This is a genomic window from Bacillota bacterium, from assembly GCA_013177945.1.
GTDB lineage: Bacteria > Bacillota > DSM-12270 > Thermacetogeniales > Thermacetogeniaceae > Ch130.
The window spans coordinates 150,713-170,952 of the sequence record JABLXW010000003.1; the positions used below are offsets into that span (position 1 = coordinate 150,713).

Below are 20,240 nucleotides of genomic sequence, written 5' to 3' on the forward strand. Positions count from 1 at the left end.
CAAGAAAGGAGAGTTCGAATGCGGTATGCACGCTGTTATCATCAGGGAAGGGAGACCTGGGGGCTGGTTGAGGGAGATTTTATCAGAGTGATTGAAGGCAGCCCTTTTCAACACTGGAGGCTTACCGAAGAAAAGATTCCCCTGGCCGGGGCCAGCCTGCTTCCTCCCTGTACTCCCAGCAAAATTGTTTGCGTTGCCCTTAATTACCGGGATCACGCCCGGGAGCTCGGAATGGCACTGCCCGGGGAACCGCTTCTTTTTTTTAAACCTCCCTCTGCGGTCATAGGCCCCGGCCAGAAAATCGTTTACCCTCGCTGCAGTCACCAGGTGGATTACGAAGGAGAGCTTGCAGTAATTATAAAAGAGAAAGCAAGGTGCGTGGCGGAGGCCGAGGCGGATTCCAGGATTCTCGGATATACCTGCGGCAACGATGTTACGGCCCGTGACTTTCAAAGAAAAGACGGCCAGTGGACGAGGGCCAAATCCTTTGATACTTTTTGCCCCCTGGGCCCCTTTCTTGCCGTTGGTTTAAACTCCAGATCCCTTGACATAAAAGTTACGGTCAACGGTAAAATTCGCCAGGATTCATCAACAAAGGAGATGATTTTTTCTGTTGCGCAGCTGGTGAGTTATATTTCAACCATCATGACGCTTTACCCGGGTGATGTAATCATGACGGGGACACCTTTTGGGGTAGGGCCGCTCCAGGTTGGCGATCTGGTCAGTGTCGAAATTGAAGGAATTGGTGTTTTAACCAATGAAGTTATTGCCGAAGAGTCTAAAAATTTTGTTGACAAAACATCAGGAAGTGCTAAAATTTAATAGGATTGGAATCGGGCGCCGGAGAAATTGAACTGGCTCCGATTTCCTTCCGTTTTTCATTAATAATGCATGTTAATAGAATTTTTAAAGGAGGTTGAGACTATTAATGACAAATCTGGACTCTTTGGGGCGTCACATTTTAGCTGAAATTTATGGTTGCGCATTCGAGGTTCTGGACGACATCGAGAAGGTCCAGCAGTACATGATCGATGCGGCACTTGCAGCAGGAGCCGAAATCAGAGAATGCGTCTTCCATAAATTCAGCCCTCAAGGGGTAAGTGGAGTAGTGGTAATTTCCGAGTCCCATCTGGCGATCCATACCTGGCCCGAGCTAGGCTACGCTGCAGTGGATGTCTTTACATGCGGAAAAAAGGTTGATCCCTGGAGCGCCTGCCGGTATCTTGTTGAGAAATTTCAAGCTGAACACATAACCGCTACAGAAGTAAGACGCGGCATTATGGAAATTAGCCAGAGGGCGGCGGTGAATCTTTAGGAGGGATATTTATTTTAGACCGCCCAGAAAAACAAAAGGGTTAGCAAATAAGCCTTACAAGGAGTGTTGTAAGGCTTATTTGTTTTTCAGGAAAATTAAAAATTTCTTGTTTTCTAAAGGAGGAATTATTCAGAAAAGAGAGAATAGACTCTATGAGAGATTTTTACGCTTTTTAAGAGGGGGTCGCGATGAGCGAGTTCAATTTGTCTCAGGCCTTGGAAACGAACCGGTCTTTTGTGGATAAGGTTATCGCAGAAAGTGGTCAGGATATTCGGCAGTGTTACCAGTGTGCCAAGTGTTCCGGTGGCTGCCCGGGGACTTTTGCGATGGATTACCTTCCCAACCAAATCATGCGGATGCTGATGCTGGGGATGAAGGAGGAAGTTCTTAAATCCCAAACCATCTGGGTTTGTATGGCCTGCAACACATGCACAACCCGCTGCATCAGGGATATTGACGTCGCCCGGGTGATGGACACCCTGCGTCAAGAGGCGGTTAAGCATGGTTACACGGAGAAGGGAAGGCTTGTTCTCATTTTCAATGACGTATTTTTAGGAACAGTTCGGAGCTACGGCCGTCTTTTTGAGGCAGGCCTTTTGATGATGAACAACATGAGAACGGGGAACTTAATGAAGGACATGCAGTTTGGGCTTCCCATGATGCTCAAGGGCAAGGCCAAGCCGTTCCCACATCGGATCAAAGGGCGCAAAGAAATCAGGAAAATTTTTGAAGAGACCAGGCGGAGGGAGGGAAAATAGATGGCAAAGTACGCTTTTTATCCTGGCTGCTCCCTGGAAACCGGCGGTATCGAGTATGGGATGTCCAGTCATGCAGTTGCTGAAGCCCTGGGGATTGAGTTTCTTGAAGTTCCCGATTGGAACTGTTGCGGTGCTTCTTCTGCTCACATGACAGATCATTTATTATCCCTCGCTCTTCCCGCTCGTGTTCTGGCCCTGGCAGAAACGCTGCCTGTAAATGAAATGGTTGCTCCCTGTGCGGCATGCCATCAGCGGTTTGCGGCTGTTGAGTACGAGCTTCAAAATGAGGACCTGCGGCGAAAGGTAAATTCCTTGCTGGAGCGCCCCTATACAGGCAAAGTAAGACTGAGGAGCTATCTCGATGTTTTTGCAAATCCTGCGACCTTGGAAGAGATTCGGAAAAAGGTAAAAAGAAGCCTGAAAGGGTTGAAGGTTGCCTGCTACTACGGCTGCTTGTTTGTAAAACCACCGAAACTTGTAAATTTCGTTGACGATCCCGAAAATCCTCAGGCAATGGACAACATTATGCGCGTCCTGGGGGCGGAGCCTTTACCCTGGCCTTATAAAACCGAGTGCTGCGGTGCTTCCCTGGGAATGACCAGAGAGGATGCCTGCACAAAGCTGTGCAATGACATCCTCAAAATTGCCAAGGACTCAGGTGCCGACTGCATTGTGGCCGCGTGCCCCCTTTGCCAGCAGAATCTTGATATGCGGCAAATCACCGTTGAGAAGAAATATGGCACCCAGTACCGGATGCCAATTCCCTTCTTCACCCAGTTAATCGGGCTGGCTTTAGGTCTCGATCCCAAGGTGCTTGGCTTTAAGAAATTGTTTGTCGATCCTGTGATGGTTCTGCGGAAAGTTGGAGCAGCTTAATGAGGCGTCTCTCTTTAGGGAAAAAATCGCGAGGGGGTTCTTGCTTCCAAAGAACCCCTTATTCATAGGGAGGACCTTTTTTCGATGTCCCGGCGCTTTCCGGTCTTCTTTCAGGAAATCCAAGGAGAACTTGAGGTTGTTTTTAAAAAACTGGAAGTGCTTCTCCATCCCCAGGCAAAATTGCTGCTTCAGCAATTTTACCCGGACTTTGATTTGGACAGCGTGATTCCGCCGGGGCTTGTTTTGTTGGGAGCGCGCCTTTTTGCACATGCCGGGGCCGCGATTTTGCCTGCTCTTTTTATGGAGCTTATTTATCTGGCCACCACCCTTCACACCCTTCCCTCCCAAAAAAATAGAAAGGAAAGCCAGTTTTTAATTCTCGGAGGGGATTACCTTTTCGGGCATCTGTTTTTTTTGCTCTGTAAGTTTGACTGCCTTTTCTTGCTGGACAGGCTGGCCCGGTTGATTCGGGAGATGAGTGAGGGATTCACGCTTTTAGAAGCGGGCCGGCAGGAAGAGCGTGCCTTGAAAAACCGGGATGTTTTAGAGCAGCTTAAGAAACAGTATGGCAGTTTTTTTGGGGAGAGCTGCGCCCTGGGATGCCTTTTTGCAGGGGGGGATGAAGAAAAGCAATTGTTGATGCGCCATTTTGGTGTGGAGCTTGGGATCGCATACGGTGCCAAGAAAATTGGCCTGGAGCCGACCTTTTCTCTTTCTCACCTCAATCGGGCGCTCGAATTTTTAGCATCCTTTTCGGTTGGCCCCGGTCAGGAAGAGCTTGAAAGAGCCGCACGCGAAATTGTTTTATCCACCCCGGAGAAACTATCCTGTGCTGCAAATTAACAGAGAATAAAAAACGGTGCTTTTTAGGGCACCTTTTTTTATTTTGGGCGATCCTTATTGTTTTTGCGGAAAATGTGCGCTAAACTTAAGAAATAAGCAAAAATAGTCAAGGCTGACGGCAGTTTTGGGAGGGATAAATTTGGCTTATCGTGATCTCCGGGAGTTTATTACGGTCCTCGAAAAAAGGGGTTTACTCCACAGGGTCAAGGCGGAGGTTGATCCAGTTCTGGAAATTACGGAAATCACGGACCGGATCAGCAAACGAGGGGGGCCTGCTCTTCTTTTTGAAAGGGTTAAGGGTTCTGATTTTCCTGTTTTAATAAATGCCTTTGGCAGCAAAGAACGAATGGAACTGGCGCTTGAGGTCGGCGATCTCGACGAGGTCGGGGCCCGGGTTGGGAAGCTTCTCCAGCTTCAGAACTTACCTGGCTCCTTCCTGGAAAAAATTAAACTTTTGCCCCGCCTGGCGGAAATGGGCAGCTGGACTCCAAAACTGGTCAAGAATGCTCCCTGCCAGGAGGTCGTTCATACCGATGATGCTTCTTTGGATATTTTTCCGATTTTAAAATGCTGGCCGGGGGACGGGGGCCGCTATCTCACTCTTCCCCTTGTCTTCACAAAGGATCCCGAAACGGGCCAGCGCAACGCAGGGATGTACCGCCTTCAGGTTTTTGATGCCAGAACAACGGGAATGCACTGGCACATTCACAAAAACGGGGCCGAGAATTATAAAAAACACCAGGCTTTTGGGAAGCGGATGGAGGTGGCAGTTGCTTTGGGAGGAGATCCCGCCACTATTTATGCCGCCACCACACCTCTTCCCCATGGCTTCGACGAAATGCTCTTTGCAGGGTTCCTCCGGCAGCAGCCGGTGGAATTGGTTAAGTGCATTACCGTTGACTGCGAAGTGCCTGCCCATGCGGAAATTATTTTAGAAGGGTACGTGGATCTCGAGGAAAAACGCCTGGAGGGGCCCTTCGGGGATCACACGGGGTATTACTCCCTCCCCGACTGGTATCCGGTTTTTCACATAACCTGCATCACACACCGCCGGGATGCCATCTATCCCGCGACTGTTGTAGGGAAGCCCCCGATGGAAGACTGTTTTCTTGCGAAAGCTACCGAGAGAATTTTCCTCCCCATCATTAAGTTTTATCTTCCCGAAGTGGTTGATTTAAACCTTCCCCTTGAGGGAGTTTTTCATAGCTGCGCGGTTGTCGCAATAGAGAAGAGCTACCCCGGGCACGCGAAAAAGGTAATGTGCGCCCTGTGGGGTCTGGGACAGATGATGTTTACCAAAATGATTATTGTGGTGGATGCCCACGTAAATGTGCACGATATGGCCGAGGTATGGTGGAGGGTTTACAATAATGTGGATCCAAAGCGGGATTTTCTCTTCGTAGAGGGTCCTGTTGAAGTTCTGGACCATGCCTCTCCATTTCCTGCTTACGGTTCCAAGGTGGGGATAGATGCCACCAAAAAGGGTCCCGGTGAAGGGCATTTCAGGGAATGGCCTGAGGAGATCGAGATGTTGCAGGAAATAAAAGAACTGGTCACCGCAAGGTGGCGGGAGTATGGTTTTAACACCTAGGGGGATTTTGGATGGATACTTGGGTTTTTGCAATTACTGGTGCTACGGGAGCAATTTACGCAGAAAAACTCTTAAAAGCTTTAAAAGTGCACAAGACAAGAATTTGTTTAGTCATCACAGAGCCGGGAATGCGTGTGGTCAAAGACGAATTGGGCTGGACGTTGGGCGGAACACCAGAGGAAATCGAACGGAAGCTCAGGGGTTATTTGGGATACGCCCCCAGGGATGATTCTCTTTCCTACTTTGACTGGCGGGATGTTGGTTGCTGTCTTGCAACCGGATCTTTTCCAACAAAAGGAATGCTCGTAGTTCCCTGCAGCATGGCTACCCTTGCGGGGATTGCAGGAGGCATGTCCCGGAACCTCGTAGAGCGGGCTGCAGATGTGACGCTGAAAGAAAGGCGCCCGCTGGTGCTTGTGCCGCGCGAAACGCCGCTCAACCCCATCCAGATCAGGAACATGCTTACCCTCGCGGAAATCGGTGTTCATATCGTCCCTCCGATGCCCGCCTTTTATTTCGGCCCCCGGAGTATCGAGGACCTGGTAGAATTTTTTACAGCGCGCCTTCTCAATTTAATAGGGTACGAGCACCGTTTTCCTTAACCGAACAGAAAATTGAAAAAAGTTTCATGCTGCGCTTGAAAGGAGTTTGCCGAGGGTTCCCGAATTATTTCTTTGACGATTTTCTTCAGGTGGGGCTAATGAATTACCGGGATATTTTAAAAGAGATTTTCAGCGATCTGGCATATGTGGAAACCGAGTTGGAAAGGTATGCCCTTACCTCAAAGACCGTTTTGGGGGAGTCCGCAGGCCATTTGCTCAGGGCCGGCGGAAAAAGGCTGCGCCCCGCCTTTGTCCTTCTTGCCGGGAAGTTTTCTAATTATATACTCGAACGCCTGGGGCCGCTTGCAGTCGCGATTGAGTTGATTCACATGGCAACCCTCGTGCACGATGACATCATTGACGGTGCTCCCACGCGCCGGGGCCTGCCCACGGTGAGGGCGCGGTGGGGAGATCCCGTTGCTTTGTATACCGGGGATTACCTTTTTGCCCAGGCCCTGACACTTGTTGCCAGGCACGGAAACGCTCAGATTGCCCGGATCCTTGCTGAGGTAAGCCTTAAAATGTGCGAAGGTGAAATTGAGCAGATTGAAACAACCGGAAAACTCGATCAGGGGGTTCGTGCTTACCTGCGGCGAATCAAACGAAAAACGGCTCTTCTCATTTCTTCTTGCTGCCTGATCGGTGCTGTGGCCAGCGACGCCCCGCCTGTTGTTGGGAGATGTTTGAAGAATTACGGCTATTATATAGGAATGGCATTCCAGATTAGCGATGATATTCTTGATTTTGTGGGGAATGAAGAAACTTTTGGGAAGCCTGTCGGGAGCGACCTGCGCCAGGGAATTATCACCCTGCCCGTCATTTATGCTTTAAAGGATGAAACCTGGGGGCCCCGGTTGGCGCAGCTTATTTTAAGCGAAAATAAAGGAGAGCCGGAATGGGAAGAGATCTTGGAGTTGATTAGGGTTTCGGGTGCCCTGGAATCTGCACAGAACCTCTGCAATCAATACCTTGCCAAGGCAAAACAGCAGCTTGCACTGCTCCCAGATCTCCCGCCCCGGCAAATTCTAGCTGCAATCACGGATTTTGTCGGAAACCGGGATTTTTAAACTCAGTAAGGGAGGGGATAGCATGACGGAAAAAGAACTTCATGAGGCAGAACAGGAAGCGATGCCTTTGCTGAAACACCTTGAAGAACTCCGGAAGGTCATTATTGTTTCCCTTGTTGCAGTTGGCATTGCCAGCATCGCCTCCTTCTTTTTTGTGGACCAGATTCTGGCGGTTCTTACAAAGCCCGTCCGGGATCTGGGCCATGATATTGTATTTACCGCAATGACGGAGGGCATCTTCACTAAATTCAAGGTTGCCCTGCTGGCGGGGGTGATTGCCGCCTCTCCTGTTATACTCTGGCAGTTCTGGCGCTTTTTAGTTCCTGCTCTTTACCCTCATGAAAAAAGGTACATCCTCAGACTTGTTCCCATTTCCATTTTGCTTTTTGCAGGGGGGGTTGTTTTTGCTTATTTTGCAGTTTTCCCGGTGGCGGTTTTCTTTTTAATCAAGCTTGCCGGGGAATTCGAGCCGATGCTGACAATAAGCAAGTATTTTTCCTTCACCCTGACCTTTTTAATTCCTTTCGGGCTAATTTTTGAGCTGCCTTTAATTGTCTATTTTCTCGCCCAAATCGGGGTGATTACCCCCGAATGGCTGGTGCGAAATCGGAAATATTCAATTGTTTTCACGTTCATCCTTGCGGCGATCCTGACCCCGGGCCCGGATCCTCTCTCCCAGTCAATTATGGCGGCACCGATGCTTGTTCTTTACGAAGTGGGGATTCTTGTGGCTAAAGTAGTAGCCAGAAAGAGGCATGCCCGGTTTAGCGAACTCGCAGAGGAGGAAGGTACTATTTGATAGGACAACTATTTTGAATTTTTGGAATAATTCCCTCTGAAGGGGGGACCTTTTTATTTCTGTACAAAGCAGGAATTTTTAAGTAGCTGACGAATATTATACAGGGACTGTTGTCTTAGATTTATTTTCTTAAAATTGCTCATTTTAATTGTATTTAATTACAAATGATGGGGGGTGAAAAAAACTCAGGAGCGGGGAGGTTTTTTGTTTTCAAGACCGGGAAACGAAAAGGCGCAGTTCGTTGAAAGAGGGGCCTTTTTCCGAAAAAGGGTTCCTTCAGTGCCCAAAAAAGAAAAAAGGAGTGAGGGATTAGGTGAGACTGACAAGGCGCGAATTCCTCAAGATCTCTGGCGCCGCGGTTGCCACCTTGCCGGCCCTCGGTTTCGACCTCGCGCCTGCATGGGCTCAGGTTGGAGAGTTCCGGATCAAGAACGTTCAACCGGTTCCTACAATTTGCCCTTATTGCGGGTGCGGTTGTGGTTTAGTAGTATATGCTGCAGAGGGAAAGGTCATCAATACCGAGGGTGATCCTGATCACCCCATTAATCAGGGGTCCACATGCAGCAAGGGGGCCGCGCTTTACCAGATTTATGACAACACGCGGCGGATGCGGAAGCCTCTTTACCGTGCGCCGGGAAGCGACCATTGGGAGGAAAAGGACTGGGACTGGGTTTTAGAAAAAATTGCACAAAAAGTCAAGGAAACTCGTGATTCCAGCTTTATCTCAAAGGAGAAAGTAAAAACAAAGGATCCCGAAACCGGGGCGGAAAAAGAGGTAGAAGTTACTGTTAACAGGACGGAAGCCATAGCCAGCCTGGGCGGGGCGGCTCTGGATAACGAGGAGTGCTACCTTATATCAAAGTTAATGCGGAGTCTCGGGGTGGTGTTCCTCGAGCATCAAGCACGGATATGACACTCTCCGACGGTTGCCGGTCTGGCACCAACTTTTGGCAGAGGTGTAATGACAAACCACTGGAACGACTTGCAGAATACCGACTGTGCGTTGATCATCGGGAGCAACGCTGCGGAAAACCACCCGATGTCTTTTAAGTGGCTGACAGCAGCCAGAGAGAAGCGGGGGGCCAAGATTATCCACGTAGATCCACGTTTTACCCGGACTTCGGCAATGGCGGATATCTATGCACCACTCCGTTCGGGTACAGATATTGCTTTTATCGGGGGCTTGATTAATTACGTTATTCAAAACAAGCTCTACCACCACGACTACGTAGTAAATTATACCAATGCTGCTTTTATCATCGATGACGGGTTTGATTTCAAAGACGGGATCTTCAGCGGATATGACCCTGAGAAGAGGAAATACGATCAGAAAACCTGGACATATAAAACCGATGCCGAGGGAAAACCGCTCAAAGACCCGACACTACAGCACCCGCGCTGCGTCTTCCAGCTTCTCAAAAAACATTATGAACGGTACGATGTAGATACTGTCTGCAAGATCACAGGAACTCCGAGAGATCTTTATTTAAAGGTAGCGGAAGCTTTCGGGGCAACAGGGGCGCCGGATAAGTCCGGAGTAATCATGTATGCGATGGGGACAACCCAGCATACAGTAGGCTCCCAGAACGTCCGGAGCTATGCAATTCTCCAGTTGCTGCTCGGCAATATCGGGGTGCCGGGAGGAGGCATCGCGGCGATGCGGGGCGAATCCAACGTCCAGGGCTCCACGGATATGGGGCTCCTCAGCCATTACCTTACAGCTTACAACCCGGCGCCTACGAACGATCCGGCATACGCAACCCTCGAAGGCTACGTCAAGAAGGAGACCCCGAAGGCAGGCTTCTGGAGCAACAGGCCCAAGTTCCTCATCAGTATGCTGAAGTCGTGGTTCGGAGATGCTGCTACCAGGGAAAACGAATTCGCTTACCAGTACCTTCCCAAGCGCGATGCCAACCGGAACTACACCCATATCGGCTTATTTGAGGCGATGTACGACGGCGTTATTAAAGGGCTCTTTGTTTTTGGTTCAAATCCTGTTGTCGGAGGCCCCAACGCCAATAAAGAGGCCAAGGCTCTGGAAAATTTAGACTGGATGGTGGCCGTTGACCTCTGGGAAACGGAAACATCTGCCTTCTGGTCTCGAGAGGCCGGTGTTGATCCCGCAAAAATCAAGACAGAGGTTTTCTTCCTCCCTGCCTGTTCGTCTTTTGAAAAGCAGGGAACGGTTACAAACAGCGGGCGCTGGGTGCAGTTCCGCTGGAAGGCCGTCGACCCCGTTGGCGAATCGCGCAGCGACCTCGAAATTGTTTACGAACTGGGCAAAAGAATTAAGAGTTTGTATGCAGGGAGCACGAAACCGGAAGATAAGCCAATCATCGATCTCACCTGGAACTACAGCGAGGAGGAAGAGAAGCTTTTAGATGAAGTCCAGCGGGAGATCAACGGCTATGACCTGACTACCGGGAAGCTTATGGAGAAATTCGGAGATCTTAAAGATGACGGGACTACCTCCAGCGGCGTCTGGGTCCTCTGCGGCATGTACACGGAGGAGGGGAACAAAACCCAGAAGCGGGACAACAGAGATACTACCGGCATTGGTCAGTATCCCAATTGGGCCTTTGCCTGGCCGATTAACAGGCGGATCGTTTATAACAGGTGTTCTGCAGATCTGGAGGGCAGACCCTGGTCTGAGATTAAGAAGCTGATTTGGTGGGATCCCACCAAAGGCGATCCGGCCAAGGGCGAGAAAGGAAAATGGGTAGGCTTCGATGTGCCTGATTTCAAGCCGACGCTGGCACCTTCGGATCCGGGCGGAAAAGAACCCTTCATCATGAAGGACGACGGTGTGGGCGGCCTCTTTGCGAAAATGGCCGATGGACCCTTCCCCGAGCACTACGAACCCTGGGAGAGCCCGGTGCCAAATCTCCTCTCTTCAGTTCAGCTGAACCCGGCTGTGAAGATCTGGAATACGCCTATGAACGAGCAGGGTACCCCTGATAAATATCCGATTATCGGGACAACATATCGGGTTTCTGAGCACTGGCAGGCCGGGGCGATGACGCGCAACTTGCCGTGGCTCGCAGAGCTAATGCCGAATGTGTTTGTGGAGATGAGCGAAGAGCTGGCCGAAGAAAAAGGAATTAAAAATGGAGATGTGGTTACAGTAGAATCGGCGCGCGGGAAGGTAACTGCTATCGCCTGTGTCACCAGGCGGTTCAAGCCCTTCAATATAAACGGGAAGAAGATCCACCAAATCGGAATTCTCTGGCATTATGGGTACAAGGGCGTGGCTACTGGCGATCCGGCAAACAGGCTGACTCCCCATATCGGTGATGCCAACACGACAATTCCGGAATATAAGGCTTGGCTCTGCAATGTCTACAAGGGGGTGAGCTAAAGTGGCGTATCTGGGATTACTCATCGATACAACAAAGTGCATCGGCTGCCGGGGGTGCCAGGTGGCCTGCAAGCAGTGGAACCAGCTCCCTGCTGAGCCCACTACCTTTAAGGGAACATACCAGAATCACCCGGACCTGACGGCAAATAACTTTACCATTGTGGCGTATAACGAGTACGAAGAAAACGGGCAGCTAAAGTGGTACTTTGCGAAGCGCCAGTGCATGCACTGCCTGGACCCCGCCTGCATGAAGGTGTGCCCTCGGAAGGCGATTTCGCGAACGGAGACGGGCGCGGTTGTCCGGGATATGACCAGGTGCGTGGGTTGCCAGTACTGTACTTATGCCTGCCCCTTCCATGTGCCTAAGTACAATGCTGCAATTGATAAAGTAACCAAATGCTCCCTGTGTGCAAACAGGGTTGCTGAAGGGCTGGCTCCTGCCTGTGTTAAAGCATGTGTAACCGGTGCACTCCAGTTCGGGAAGAGGGAGGAGCTTTTGGCCCTGGCAAAAGAGCGGGTGAACTCCCTCCTTCCCAGTTGTCCGCAGGCAAATGTCTATGGGGAAACCGAGGTTGGAGGAACAAATGTTTTGTACGTCCTTGCAGATCGCCCCAGCAAATATGGTCTCCCCGAAGATCCCAAGGTTTCGCCTGTTACGATTGCCTGGAACGATTACATTAAACCTTACGGGCCGTGGCTGATTGCCCTCACCGCAGCGGGTTCGGTTCTGAGTTTCTTCACAACCCGCCTGATGGGGGCCGGCAAAGCTGCCCACGAGGAGGAAAAACTCCATGGCTAAGAGCGAAGAGAGAATTCTCAAGTGCAGCGGCGGGGCGCGGTTTGTCCACTGGAGCCATACCATTTGCTGGTTTATCTTGCTCTTAACGGGTCTGGTGATGTTCTCTTCTAAGTGGTGTGGTTGGCTTGCGCCGGTTTTTGGAGGAGTAAACGGGGCAAATCTGGTACACAGAATCATGGCAGTCATCTTTATCGCAATTCCCTTAATTGGGCTTCTGCTGAGGCCGCGCAGCTTCGTAAACTGGATGAAGGAAGCAGCCAGTTGGGGCAAAGACGAAATTGAGTTCATGATGAAGTTTCCCCTTGATTTTCTGGGTTTTCCTGTCAAGATGCCGCCCCAGGGCAGGATCAATGCCGGTCAGAAAATAAATTCTTTCCTTTTTCCGCTGATGGGCTTACTCATCGCCTTAAGTGGAATCGTCATGTGGTTTCCTGGCAATTTTCCTGCCTGGCTGGTTCGCCTTGCCTATCCTGTTCATGACGTTGCCTGGATCATTGGGACCGCCCAGCTTATGTTTCACGCTTATCTGGGTTCCCTTCACCCTGGTTCTGGTGAGTCTTTCTGGGCGATGTTCGGCGATGGAAAGGTGAGAGCCAGCTGGGCTAAGCACCACCATACAAAGTGGTACCAGGAGCTTTATGGAAAGGATTGATGCTTTTTAAAATTTCAAAGAGGGGGTTGGGAAAGCACCCCCTCTTTTATTCTGTTATTTCTTGCCAGAACTGCGAGGAGGGACTGTCTTGACAGAGCTCAACAATATCATCGAGGGCGCCTTTAACCTGTTTGCCGAACTGCTTGCGCTTCAGGAAAGTTACCTGCCGAAAATTTCCCACTTTCAACCCTCTCTTTCTCAAGAAGAGGTTGAACGGCGCCTGGGCCAGGGTGAAAATCTCTTGAGTTTCTATTTACCCCTTGTTGATCTTTGTTTGTGTTCCGAGCTGCAGCAGGAAATTTGCCGTTTAGTCTCGAAACACCGACCTGAAAAAAATTTTGAGCTTGAAAAAATCGGTGCATATCTGGCTGCCCATCCCCGGGTTTACGAAGATTTTCTCAAGCAAAACAGGAGTTTTTCTCCCCCTGCTGATTTGCGGGAGGAAACCGAACTTCTAGACTTCATTGTTTACCAGACCATGCGCCCCTTTCTGCAAAAGTTTGCTCTTCAGGCTCGTTCTTTGATTCAGGACGAGCAATGGATGCGAGATTACTGCCCTGTTTGCGGCGAAAAACCCCTCCTTTCTTACCTCCGGAGGGAGGATGGGAAGAGAGTGCTGGTATGCCCTCTCTGCGCTACGGAGTGGTGCTACCGCTACCTTGTCTGTACCTGGTGCGGCAACGAGGAGCACAGGAGTTTCAGGTATTTTGAAGTGGCCGAAATCACGGGGTACGAAGTCTACGTTTGCGAAAAATGCCGGGGTTACCTGAAAACTTATAATGAGAAAAAGGGAACAGGGCATGATGACTGGGTGCTGGAGGATGTCAGGACCTTATTGCTGGATATGATCGCCTTTCGAGAAGGATTTACGCGTCCCGGAGGCAAAATACTTCAATAAAGTTGGGAGATCTCCCTGAAAAGCGGGGAAACCTTATGGAGCAGGCAAATCTCTATCCCGTTTGCTTGAAGCTGGAGGGGCAGAAGTGCCTGGTTGTCGGCGGTGGAAAGGTTGCCCAGCGGAAGGTAGCGGGGCTAAAAAGATGCGGAGCGGCGATCTTTTTGGTCAGCCCCAGATTAACTCCGGTTCTGGCCCGGGCGGCCGCGCGGGGGGATTTTCAGTACTTCCGCAGGGGGTTTGAAGAGCGTGATCTTGAGGGGATGCGGCTGGTGATCGCTGCTACCGATAACCGGGCATTAAATGCGCAAATTGCAAGAATGTGTGAGGAACGGGGAATTCTGGTCAACGTTGCAGATAATCCGGCCTTAAGCACCTTTTTCGTTCCTGCATATTTTCACCGGGGCCCCCTCTGCATCAGCATTTCTACAGGGGGAAAGAATCCTCTGCTCGCACGCCGCCTCCGGGAATTTTTGCAGACCGAAATAGGCCCCGAATTCGGAGAACTCGCCCTTTTACTGGGAGCTTTGAGAGAGCAGATTCGGGTCAAGATTCCCGATCAATTCCAGCGTCAAAAGGTTTGGGAAAAAATTTTAACCCGGGATATAATTAACCAGCTAAAAGGAGGAAATATAGAACTCCTGAAGGAGCAGGTGGAGGCATGTTTATCGCTGCTGTTGGAATAAATCACCGAACGGCTCCCGTAGAGGTGAGGGAAAAACTTGCTTTTGGGAAAACAGGTCTCATTCCGGTCCTCCTGGAAGTCAAAGAATTGCCGCCCGTGCACGGCTGTGTTGTTCTTTCAACCTGCAACCGCACGGAAATTTATGCTGCCGTAACCCAAATTAAAGAAGGACTTAAAGCTCTGGGAGATTACCTCCAAAACAAGGCGCAGCTCACTGACAGGGAGGCCTCCCGGTTTTTCCAGAGCTGGACCTGTTACGAAGCCATCAATCATTTGTTCCGTGTTGCTGCAGGTCTTGATTCCATGATCCTCGGTGAGACGGAGATCCTTGGGCAGGTTCGTGAAGCTTACGAACTGGCCTGCAGGCTGAAGGTTGGAAACAATGTTGTCAACACTCTTTTTCAGGAAGCAATCAGGATTGGAAAGCGCGTCCGGACCGTCACCGGGATCGATCAGCACCCGGTTTCGGTTAGCTATGCCGCCGTGGAACTCGTCAAACAAACATTTGGTGATCTGCGGGGGTGTACCGTTCTCATCATTGGAGCAGGGGAGATGGGTGAACTTACTTTAAAACACCTGGTGGCCCAGGGTGTCAGTACTATCCTGGTCTCAAACCGTTCATTTGAACGGGCAGAAGCCCTGGCCCGGGTCTACGGCGGGGAGGCGATCCGGTACGACCTTCTTTTCTCTCAACTGGAGCGCGCGGATATCATCATCGGCTGCACGGCCGCGCCTCACTTTGTCATCACCGCCGGGCAGGTTCGCCAGGCTGTGGCCGCAAGGAGAGGGCGCCCCCTTTTTTTCCTTGATATTGCCGTTCCCCGGGATATCGATCCCTCTGTCGGAAAAATTCCCGGAGTGGTGCTCTACGATATTGATGACCTGGAGCACGTTGTGCTTGAACATATGGATGAGCGCAAGAAAGCTGCGGCGGCGGCCGAGGAAATGATCAAAGAGGCCGTCGGGGAGTTTCTGAGGTGGCTCAGTTCGCTGTCGGTTGTTCCGACCATCAAAGCCCTCCGGGCAAAGGGGGAAGCCATTAAAGAGGCGGAATTGAAGCGGTATTTGAATCGTTTGGGAAAATTGGACGCGCGCTCCGAAAAATTAATCCGCGCCCTGGCCCACTCTTTAATGAACAAATTCTTGCATACACCGATCGTGCGTTTAAAAGAATATGCCGGCACCCACGAGGGCCATCTGTACAGCCAGGTGCTGGAAAACTTATTTGACCTGGAAGTGGAGTGCGATGAAAGCGGGACATTTTCTCCGGAAGTTCAAAGCTGCGAAGTGTGATCGGCAGGTGAAGGGAGGGAGAGTTTCTTGTATTATCCTCAGTTGAGATTGCGCCGGCTGCGTCAGAGTCCTGCCTTGCGCGAGCTGGTTCAGGAAACAAGGCTTACCGTGCAGGACCTGATCTACCCCCTTTTTGTCTGCCCCGGGACTGGATGCAAGGATCCTGTTCTTTCTATGCCCGGCGTTTTTCGCTTTTCCCCTGATTTGCTCTTGCAGGAGGTGGCAGCAGCACGGGAGGTTGGAATTCTGGCGGTTCTGCTCTTCGGCATTCCTGAGGGGAAGGATGAGGCAGGGACGGGGGCTTATGACGAACAGGGGGTTGTTCAGGAGGCGGTTCGCTTGCTGAAAGCCCACTTTCCGGATTTAATCGTGATTACCGATGTCTGTCTCTGCGGCTACACCAGCCACGGCCACTGCGGCGTAATCAGGGACCGGGTAGTTGCCAATGACGAAACACTTCCCCTTTTGGCTCAAACCGCCCTTTCCCACGCCCGGGCTGGAGCGGATGTTGTCGCACCTTCAGATATGATGGATGGGCGCGTCAAGGCAATCCGCGAAAAATTAGATTACCACGGCTTTTCCCATATTCCCATCCTTTCCTACGCAGCCAAGTTTGCCTCTTCTTTTTACGGGCCCTTCCGGGAGGCTGCCGCTTCGGCGCCGGCCTTCGGGGACCGGCGCTCTTATCAGATGAATCCGGCAAACCGGAGAGAGGCTTTGCAGGAGGTTTTGCTGGACTTGGCCGAGGGGGCAGACATGGTCATGATAAAACCGGCTCTGGCCTACCTCGATATCATCCGGGAGGTTCGGGAACGAGTGCTTTGTCCACTTGTTGCCTACAATGTAAGCGGGGAGTATTCTCTGGTGAAAGCTGCCGCAGCCCAGGGCTGGATTGACGAAAAAAGCACGGTGCTTGAAATTCTTACCGGAATTAAGCGGGCAGGTGCGGATTTGATTGTTACTTACCATGCCAGAGACGCAGCCCACTGGCTGCGTGAGGTAAGCTAAACAGAAGTGTGGTGCAGTCTTCTGCCAAATGGATTATGGACTTTTTATTAAGAAAATCGGAAGCATTACCGGGATTGATTTAACCAGCTACAAACGCCCTCAAATGGAGCGCCGCATTAACTCACTAATGCGCGCCCAGGGTTTTCACAATTATCTTGAATACCTTCACGAATTGCAGAAAAATCCTGTGCAGCTGGAAAAGCTTCTCAACCACCTGACCATCAATGTTTCCGAATTTTACCGGAATCCTCCTCAATGGGAGGTTTTAAAAACCAGGATCCTTCCGGAAATTTTAAAGGTTAACCCACGCCCCAAGACCTGGAGCGCGGGTTGTGCTACAGGGGAAGAGCCTTATACGCTTGCCTTGGTCTTGCGGGAAAGTGTTGCTGGGCCCTTCCCCCGGATTTTAGCTACAGATATTGATGAGAGGGTGCTTGCAAAAGCAAGAGCCGGTATTTATCAAGAAAAAGCGGTTGCCAACGTTCCCAAGGAGCAGTTGAGAAAATATTTTTTGCAGAGCGGTGATACTTACCAGATTAAGGATGAAATTAAAAAACTGGTTAATTTTCAGCGCCACGACCTCCTCAAAGATCCCTTTGATTCCTTTTTCGATTTGATTCTCTGCAGAAATGTTGTTATTTACTTTACCGAGGAGGCAAAGGAGCTTCTCTATAAGCGATTTCGGGACGCCCTGCGGCCGGGGGGTGTTCTCTTCACCGGCAGCACAGAACAAATTTTCCAGGCCTCCCAGCTCGGATTGGAGGCCGTTGCATCATTTTTTTACAGAAGGGTCCTTTAAATTCAAATTTTTTCCTGGACAAGGTATGCTTTTGTTCTCTTGATTCCGAATGCCAGGGCGCGGTTGTGGCTTTCCATGAACAGGTCGATTCGCTTGCCCTTGATTGCGCCGCCGGTATCCTCTGCAATGAAGGTGCCAATTCCTTCCAGATAAACAATACTTCCCAGCGGAATCACTTCAGGATCAACGGCGATGGTACGGTTTACACGGGCGCGGTTGCCGCTGCTTGTAATCCCGTCGCTTTTGCCGCAGCATAGAGAGCATGGACAGTAGGCTGTAACCTCTACCGGGAAAGAGCGGCCTGCACGGTAGCTTTCCCGGTTGTCAAGCCAGGCATATGTTGCAGCCTGCTGATTTTTGTGCAGCTGATTTGCAAATGCTGCAGGAGGAGATGCTCAAGAAGATAGGGCAAGACCAAGTGCCAGGCTTAAGAGAATCTGTTTTAGCTTCATCTGGTTAAAAAATACCTCCTTGACACGGTTTCTATAATTTAGCTTAAACCATCGAATCGAAAATTATTTTGTCAATAATTGGAAATAGTTTTTGAGTGGGTGGGAGAGATGGGAGCCGAGCCAAAAACTATTTTTGCCCTGGATACCGGTACCAGGTCTGTCGTGGGTCTTGTGGTCCAGGTAGGTTCCGAATCTTCCAAAGTGCTTGCTGTTTTCCGGGAAGAACACCAGGGCAGGGCAATGCTTGACGGACAGATTCATGATGTAAACCAGGTGGCCGGGGTTGTTCTCAAGGTGAAACGACAGCTTGAGAAAAAATTAGGTTTTTCCCTCCAGAAGGCTGCCGTTGCTGCTGCTGGCAGGGCTTTACTGACAAGGCGCCAGCAGCTGGAAAGAACTATCTCGCCGTGGTATGAAATCAAAGAGGATGAAGTGCGGGGTTTAGAACTTGAAGCGATTCGTTTGGCAGAACAGTCCCTGGCGCAAAATAAGGAAAAAAAAGATAAGTATTACTGCGTTGGTTACAGTGTAGTCAGGCACCTTCTGGATGGTGAAGTGATTGGAAATCCTATAGGGCACAGAGGAAGGCTGCTTGGAGTAGATTTGATTGCAACCTTTTTGCCCCAGGTAGTGGTGGATTCTCTGATTGCAGTTTTAGAGCGGGCCGGTTTAGAAATAGAAGTTCTGACACTTGAACCGATCGCCGCTCTGGAATACATCATCCCTCCTACAATGCGCCAGCTGAATCTTGCTCTGGTTGATATAGGAGCCGGCACCTCCGATATCGCAGTTACTGCAGGGGGAAGCGTGATTGCCTTTGCGATGGTCCCTCTTGCCGGTGACGAGGTTACCGAGAAGCTGTGCAGTTTATATCTTTTAGATTTCATGGTCGGAGAACAGGTGAAACGAAAACTAAGAGAAAAAGAAGTTGTCACTTTTAAAGATGTTTTGGGGATTCGGCACAAGGTGTCGAGCGAGGAAATTATTGCTTCTTTAAGAGGAACAATCCAGGAAATAGCCCGCCGCATTGGTGAAACCATCCTTGAATTAAATCAGGGTCCTCCCCAGGCCGTGCTCTGCATCGGAGGGGGGAGCTTGACGCCCTGCCTCACGGAGGAACTGGCGCTCGTTTTGGGTCTTCCAAAGGAGCGGGTGGCGGTTCGGGGCTCCGAGGATGTACCCCGGGTGGAGGGTTTAACCCGCATCCTTGCAGGCCCGGAGGGAGTGACTCCTTTGGGAATTGCAATGATGGCAGCGCGCCCCCAGGCCCTCACCCTGAGTCAGGTTCAGGTGAACGGAAAAAGCGTGAGGTTTTTCCGGGGAGAAAAGACCACGGTCGGCGATGCTCTCCTTGCGGCAGGAATGGGATTTACGGAGTTGCTCGGGAAGCCCGGTCTCCCCCTGACAGTTGAGGTAAATGGAAAAATCAGGATCATAAAAGGGAAAATGGGACAGCCGGCCGAAATTTTTCTCAACGGAGTGCCGGCAGGTCTTGATACCCCTCTTCCTCCCGATGCTGTAATCGAAGTGGGGGAACCGGAATCCGGCCTTGATGCCACTGCACTGGTTAGAGATGTTTTGCCTCCCGATGTACCTGCCGTAAAAATATTTTATCACGGAGTCCCCAAAATACTGGAGCCCTTAATTCTTGTCAACGGAAAAGCGGCAACGCCAGATACTCCTCTTGAAGATGGCGCTCGGGTGAATTGCCGCCCGGTGAGGACGGTTTTCGAGGCCCTGGCGGCACTGGGTTTTTCCGAATCTCAGTTATCACGGAGAATTCTAAAAGTTACTTTAAACGGGAAGCCAAAGGAGGTAAGTTACTATCCCTTTCGAATCTATAAAAACCGTCGTCTCGCTCTGCTTGAAGATGAAATTAATGAAGGAGACGAACTGGTTTACGACTCCACCCCCGTTTTTTACCAGATTAAGGATTTGCTGCAGGAAGAGGAAGGGGTTGGATTAGCCCAAAAAGAGATTGGGGTTTTTGTCAACGGTGAACGGATCACTTTAGCCTTGGGAGGGAGGCGTATTTTAAAGAACGGAACCGAGGTTGATCTTGAGGATGTGATAGAAGATGGTGATGAGATCAGAATAAGCAGCGAAAATACAGCCACTCCGATCCTGGCTGATGTCTTTAAGTACATCACTATTGAGCAGAAGTCGCTCCGGGCTGCGGCACGCCTTGTCATGCTTGTCAACGGACAGGAAGCCCAGTTTACAACCCCTCTTAAGGATGGTGATAAAATTCGGATTTACTGGAAGGATGAAGGGCAGCTTGAAGGAAGCCCTTTTGAGAAAGCATCCCCCACTTGATGCAACGGCCATGTAAAATTTCAGTAGGTAAAAGAAGGGGATCGGCTCCTTAAAAAGAAAAGAGACCTCGGCACCCAAAATCTATCACCCCAAAAAGGAGTGTGAGGTCTCATGCTAGATATTCGCCACATA

General features: G+C 50.5%; 19 protein-coding genes. 18 read left to right on the top strand and 1 reads right to left on the bottom strand.

Annotation, left to right across the window (positions count from 1 at the left end; genetic code table 11):
* Positions 1–18 precede the first annotated feature (18 nt).
* The 17 genes from HPY58_03230 to HPY58_03310 all read left to right on the top strand — a co-directional run bounded on the left by HPY58_03230 (position 19) and on the right by HPY58_03310 (position 17,340).
* The gene (locus HPY58_03230; protein NPV28668.1) at positions 19–822 is read left to right on the top strand and encodes a fumarylacetoacetate hydrolase family protein; all 804 of its coding nucleotides are present in this window, start codon (positions 19–21) and stop codon (positions 820–822) included.
* Between the two features lie 106 nt (positions 823–928).
* A complete protein-coding gene (locus tag HPY58_03235; GenBank protein NPV28669.1) occupies positions 929–1,315 on the top strand; it encodes an S-adenosylmethionine decarboxylase proenzyme in 387 nt (128 codons plus the stop codon).
* 188 nt (positions 1,316–1,503) lie between these two features.
* Positions 1,504–2,073: a heterodisulfide reductase subunit C gene (locus tag HPY58_03240; GenBank protein NPV28670.1), complete on the top strand. Its 570-nt coding sequence runs from the start codon at positions 1,504–1,506 to the stop codon at positions 2,071–2,073.
* Complete coding sequence (locus tag HPY58_03245; protein ID NPV28671.1) at positions 2,074–2,949, top strand: CoB--CoM heterodisulfide reductase iron-sulfur subunit B family protein; 876 nt, start codon at positions 2,074–2,076, stop codon at positions 2,947–2,949.
* A gap of 84 nt (positions 2,950–3,033) precedes the next feature.
* Entirely contained in the window at positions 3,034–3,792 is a 759-nt protein-coding gene (locus tag HPY58_03250) for a hypothetical protein (protein NPV28672.1), read from the top strand.
* A gap of 139 nt (positions 3,793–3,931) precedes the next feature.
* Positions 3,932–5,383: a menaquinone biosynthesis decarboxylase gene (locus HPY58_03255; GenBank protein ID NPV28673.1), complete on the top strand. Its 1,452-nt coding sequence runs from the start codon at positions 3,932–3,934 to the stop codon at positions 5,381–5,383.
* Between the two features lie 11 nt (positions 5,384–5,394).
* Positions 5,395–5,985, top strand: a complete 591-nt coding sequence (locus HPY58_03260; protein NPV28674.1) for a UbiX family flavin prenyltransferase — start codon at positions 5,395–5,397, stop codon at positions 5,983–5,985.
* Between the two features lie 98 nt (positions 5,986–6,083).
* The gene (locus HPY58_03265; GenBank protein ID NPV28675.1) at positions 6,084–7,052 is read left to right on the top strand and encodes a heptaprenyl diphosphate synthase; all 969 of its coding nucleotides are present in this window, start codon (positions 6,084–6,086) and stop codon (positions 7,050–7,052) included.
* A gap of 22 nt (positions 7,053–7,074) precedes the next feature.
* Positions 7,075–7,851: a twin-arginine translocase subunit TatC gene (gene tatC / locus HPY58_03270; GenBank protein NPV28676.1), complete on the top strand. Its 777-nt coding sequence runs from the start codon at positions 7,075–7,077 to the stop codon at positions 7,849–7,851.
* A gap of 313 nt (positions 7,852–8,164) precedes the next feature.
* A complete protein-coding gene (gene fdnG / locus HPY58_03275) occupies positions 8,165–11,209 on the top strand; it encodes a formate dehydrogenase-N subunit alpha (protein NPV28677.1) in 3,045 nt (1,014 codons plus the stop codon).
* Position 11,210: 1 nt separating this feature from the next.
* Positions 11,211–12,008: a 4Fe-4S dicluster domain-containing protein gene (locus HPY58_03280; protein NPV28678.1), complete on the top strand. Its 798-nt coding sequence runs from the start codon at positions 11,211–11,213 to the stop codon at positions 12,006–12,008.
* Positions 12,001–12,660 (top strand): formate dehydrogenase, encoded by a 660-nt coding sequence (locus tag HPY58_03285; GenBank protein NPV28679.1) that lies wholly within the window; start codon positions 12,001–12,003, stop codon positions 12,658–12,660. Before HPY58_03280 ends, HPY58_03285 begins: the two co-directional genes overlap by 8 nt.
* An 88-nt stretch (positions 12,661–12,748) precedes the next feature.
* Complete coding sequence (locus tag HPY58_03290; GenBank protein NPV28680.1) at positions 12,749–13,558, top strand: formate dehydrogenase accessory protein FdhE; 810 nt, start codon at positions 12,749–12,751, stop codon at positions 13,556–13,558.
* Positions 13,559–13,593: 35 nt separating this feature from the next.
* Positions 13,594–14,241, top strand: coding sequence for a bifunctional precorrin-2 dehydrogenase/sirohydrochlorin ferrochelatase (locus tag HPY58_03295; GenBank protein NPV28681.1), 648 nt, complete (start codon positions 13,594–13,596; stop codon positions 14,239–14,241).
* Positions 14,217–15,533, top strand: coding sequence for a glutamyl-tRNA reductase (locus HPY58_03300; protein ID NPV28682.1), 1,317 nt, complete (start codon positions 14,217–14,219; stop codon positions 15,531–15,533). The genes HPY58_03295 and HPY58_03300 overlap by 25 nt, the downstream gene beginning before the upstream one ends.
* Positions 15,534–15,560: 27 nt before the next feature.
* On the top strand, positions 15,561–16,541 hold the full coding sequence (gene hemB / locus HPY58_03305) for a porphobilinogen synthase (GenBank protein NPV28683.1): 981 nt from the start codon (positions 15,561–15,563) through the stop codon (positions 16,539–16,541).
* A gap of 28 nt (positions 16,542–16,569) precedes the next feature.
* Positions 16,570–17,340, top strand: a complete 771-nt coding sequence (locus HPY58_03310; protein NPV28684.1) for a protein-glutamate O-methyltransferase CheR — start codon at positions 16,570–16,572, stop codon at positions 17,338–17,340.
* Between the two features lie 2 nt (positions 17,341–17,342).
* Here the strand turns inward: HPY58_03310 and HPY58_03315 are convergent, their stop codons facing one another.
* Positions 17,343–17,705 (bottom strand): 3D domain-containing protein, encoded by a 363-nt coding sequence (locus tag HPY58_03315; protein NPV28685.1) that lies wholly within the window; start codon positions 17,703–17,705, stop codon positions 17,343–17,345.
* 186 nt (positions 17,706–17,891) lie between these two features.
* Here HPY58_03315 and HPY58_03320 point away from each other — a divergent pair, with 186 nt between their 5' ends.
* Entirely contained in the window at positions 17,892–20,108 is a 2,217-nt protein-coding gene (locus HPY58_03320; protein NPV28686.1) for a cell division protein FtsA, read from the top strand.
* Positions 20,109–20,240: the final 132 nt, after the last annotated feature.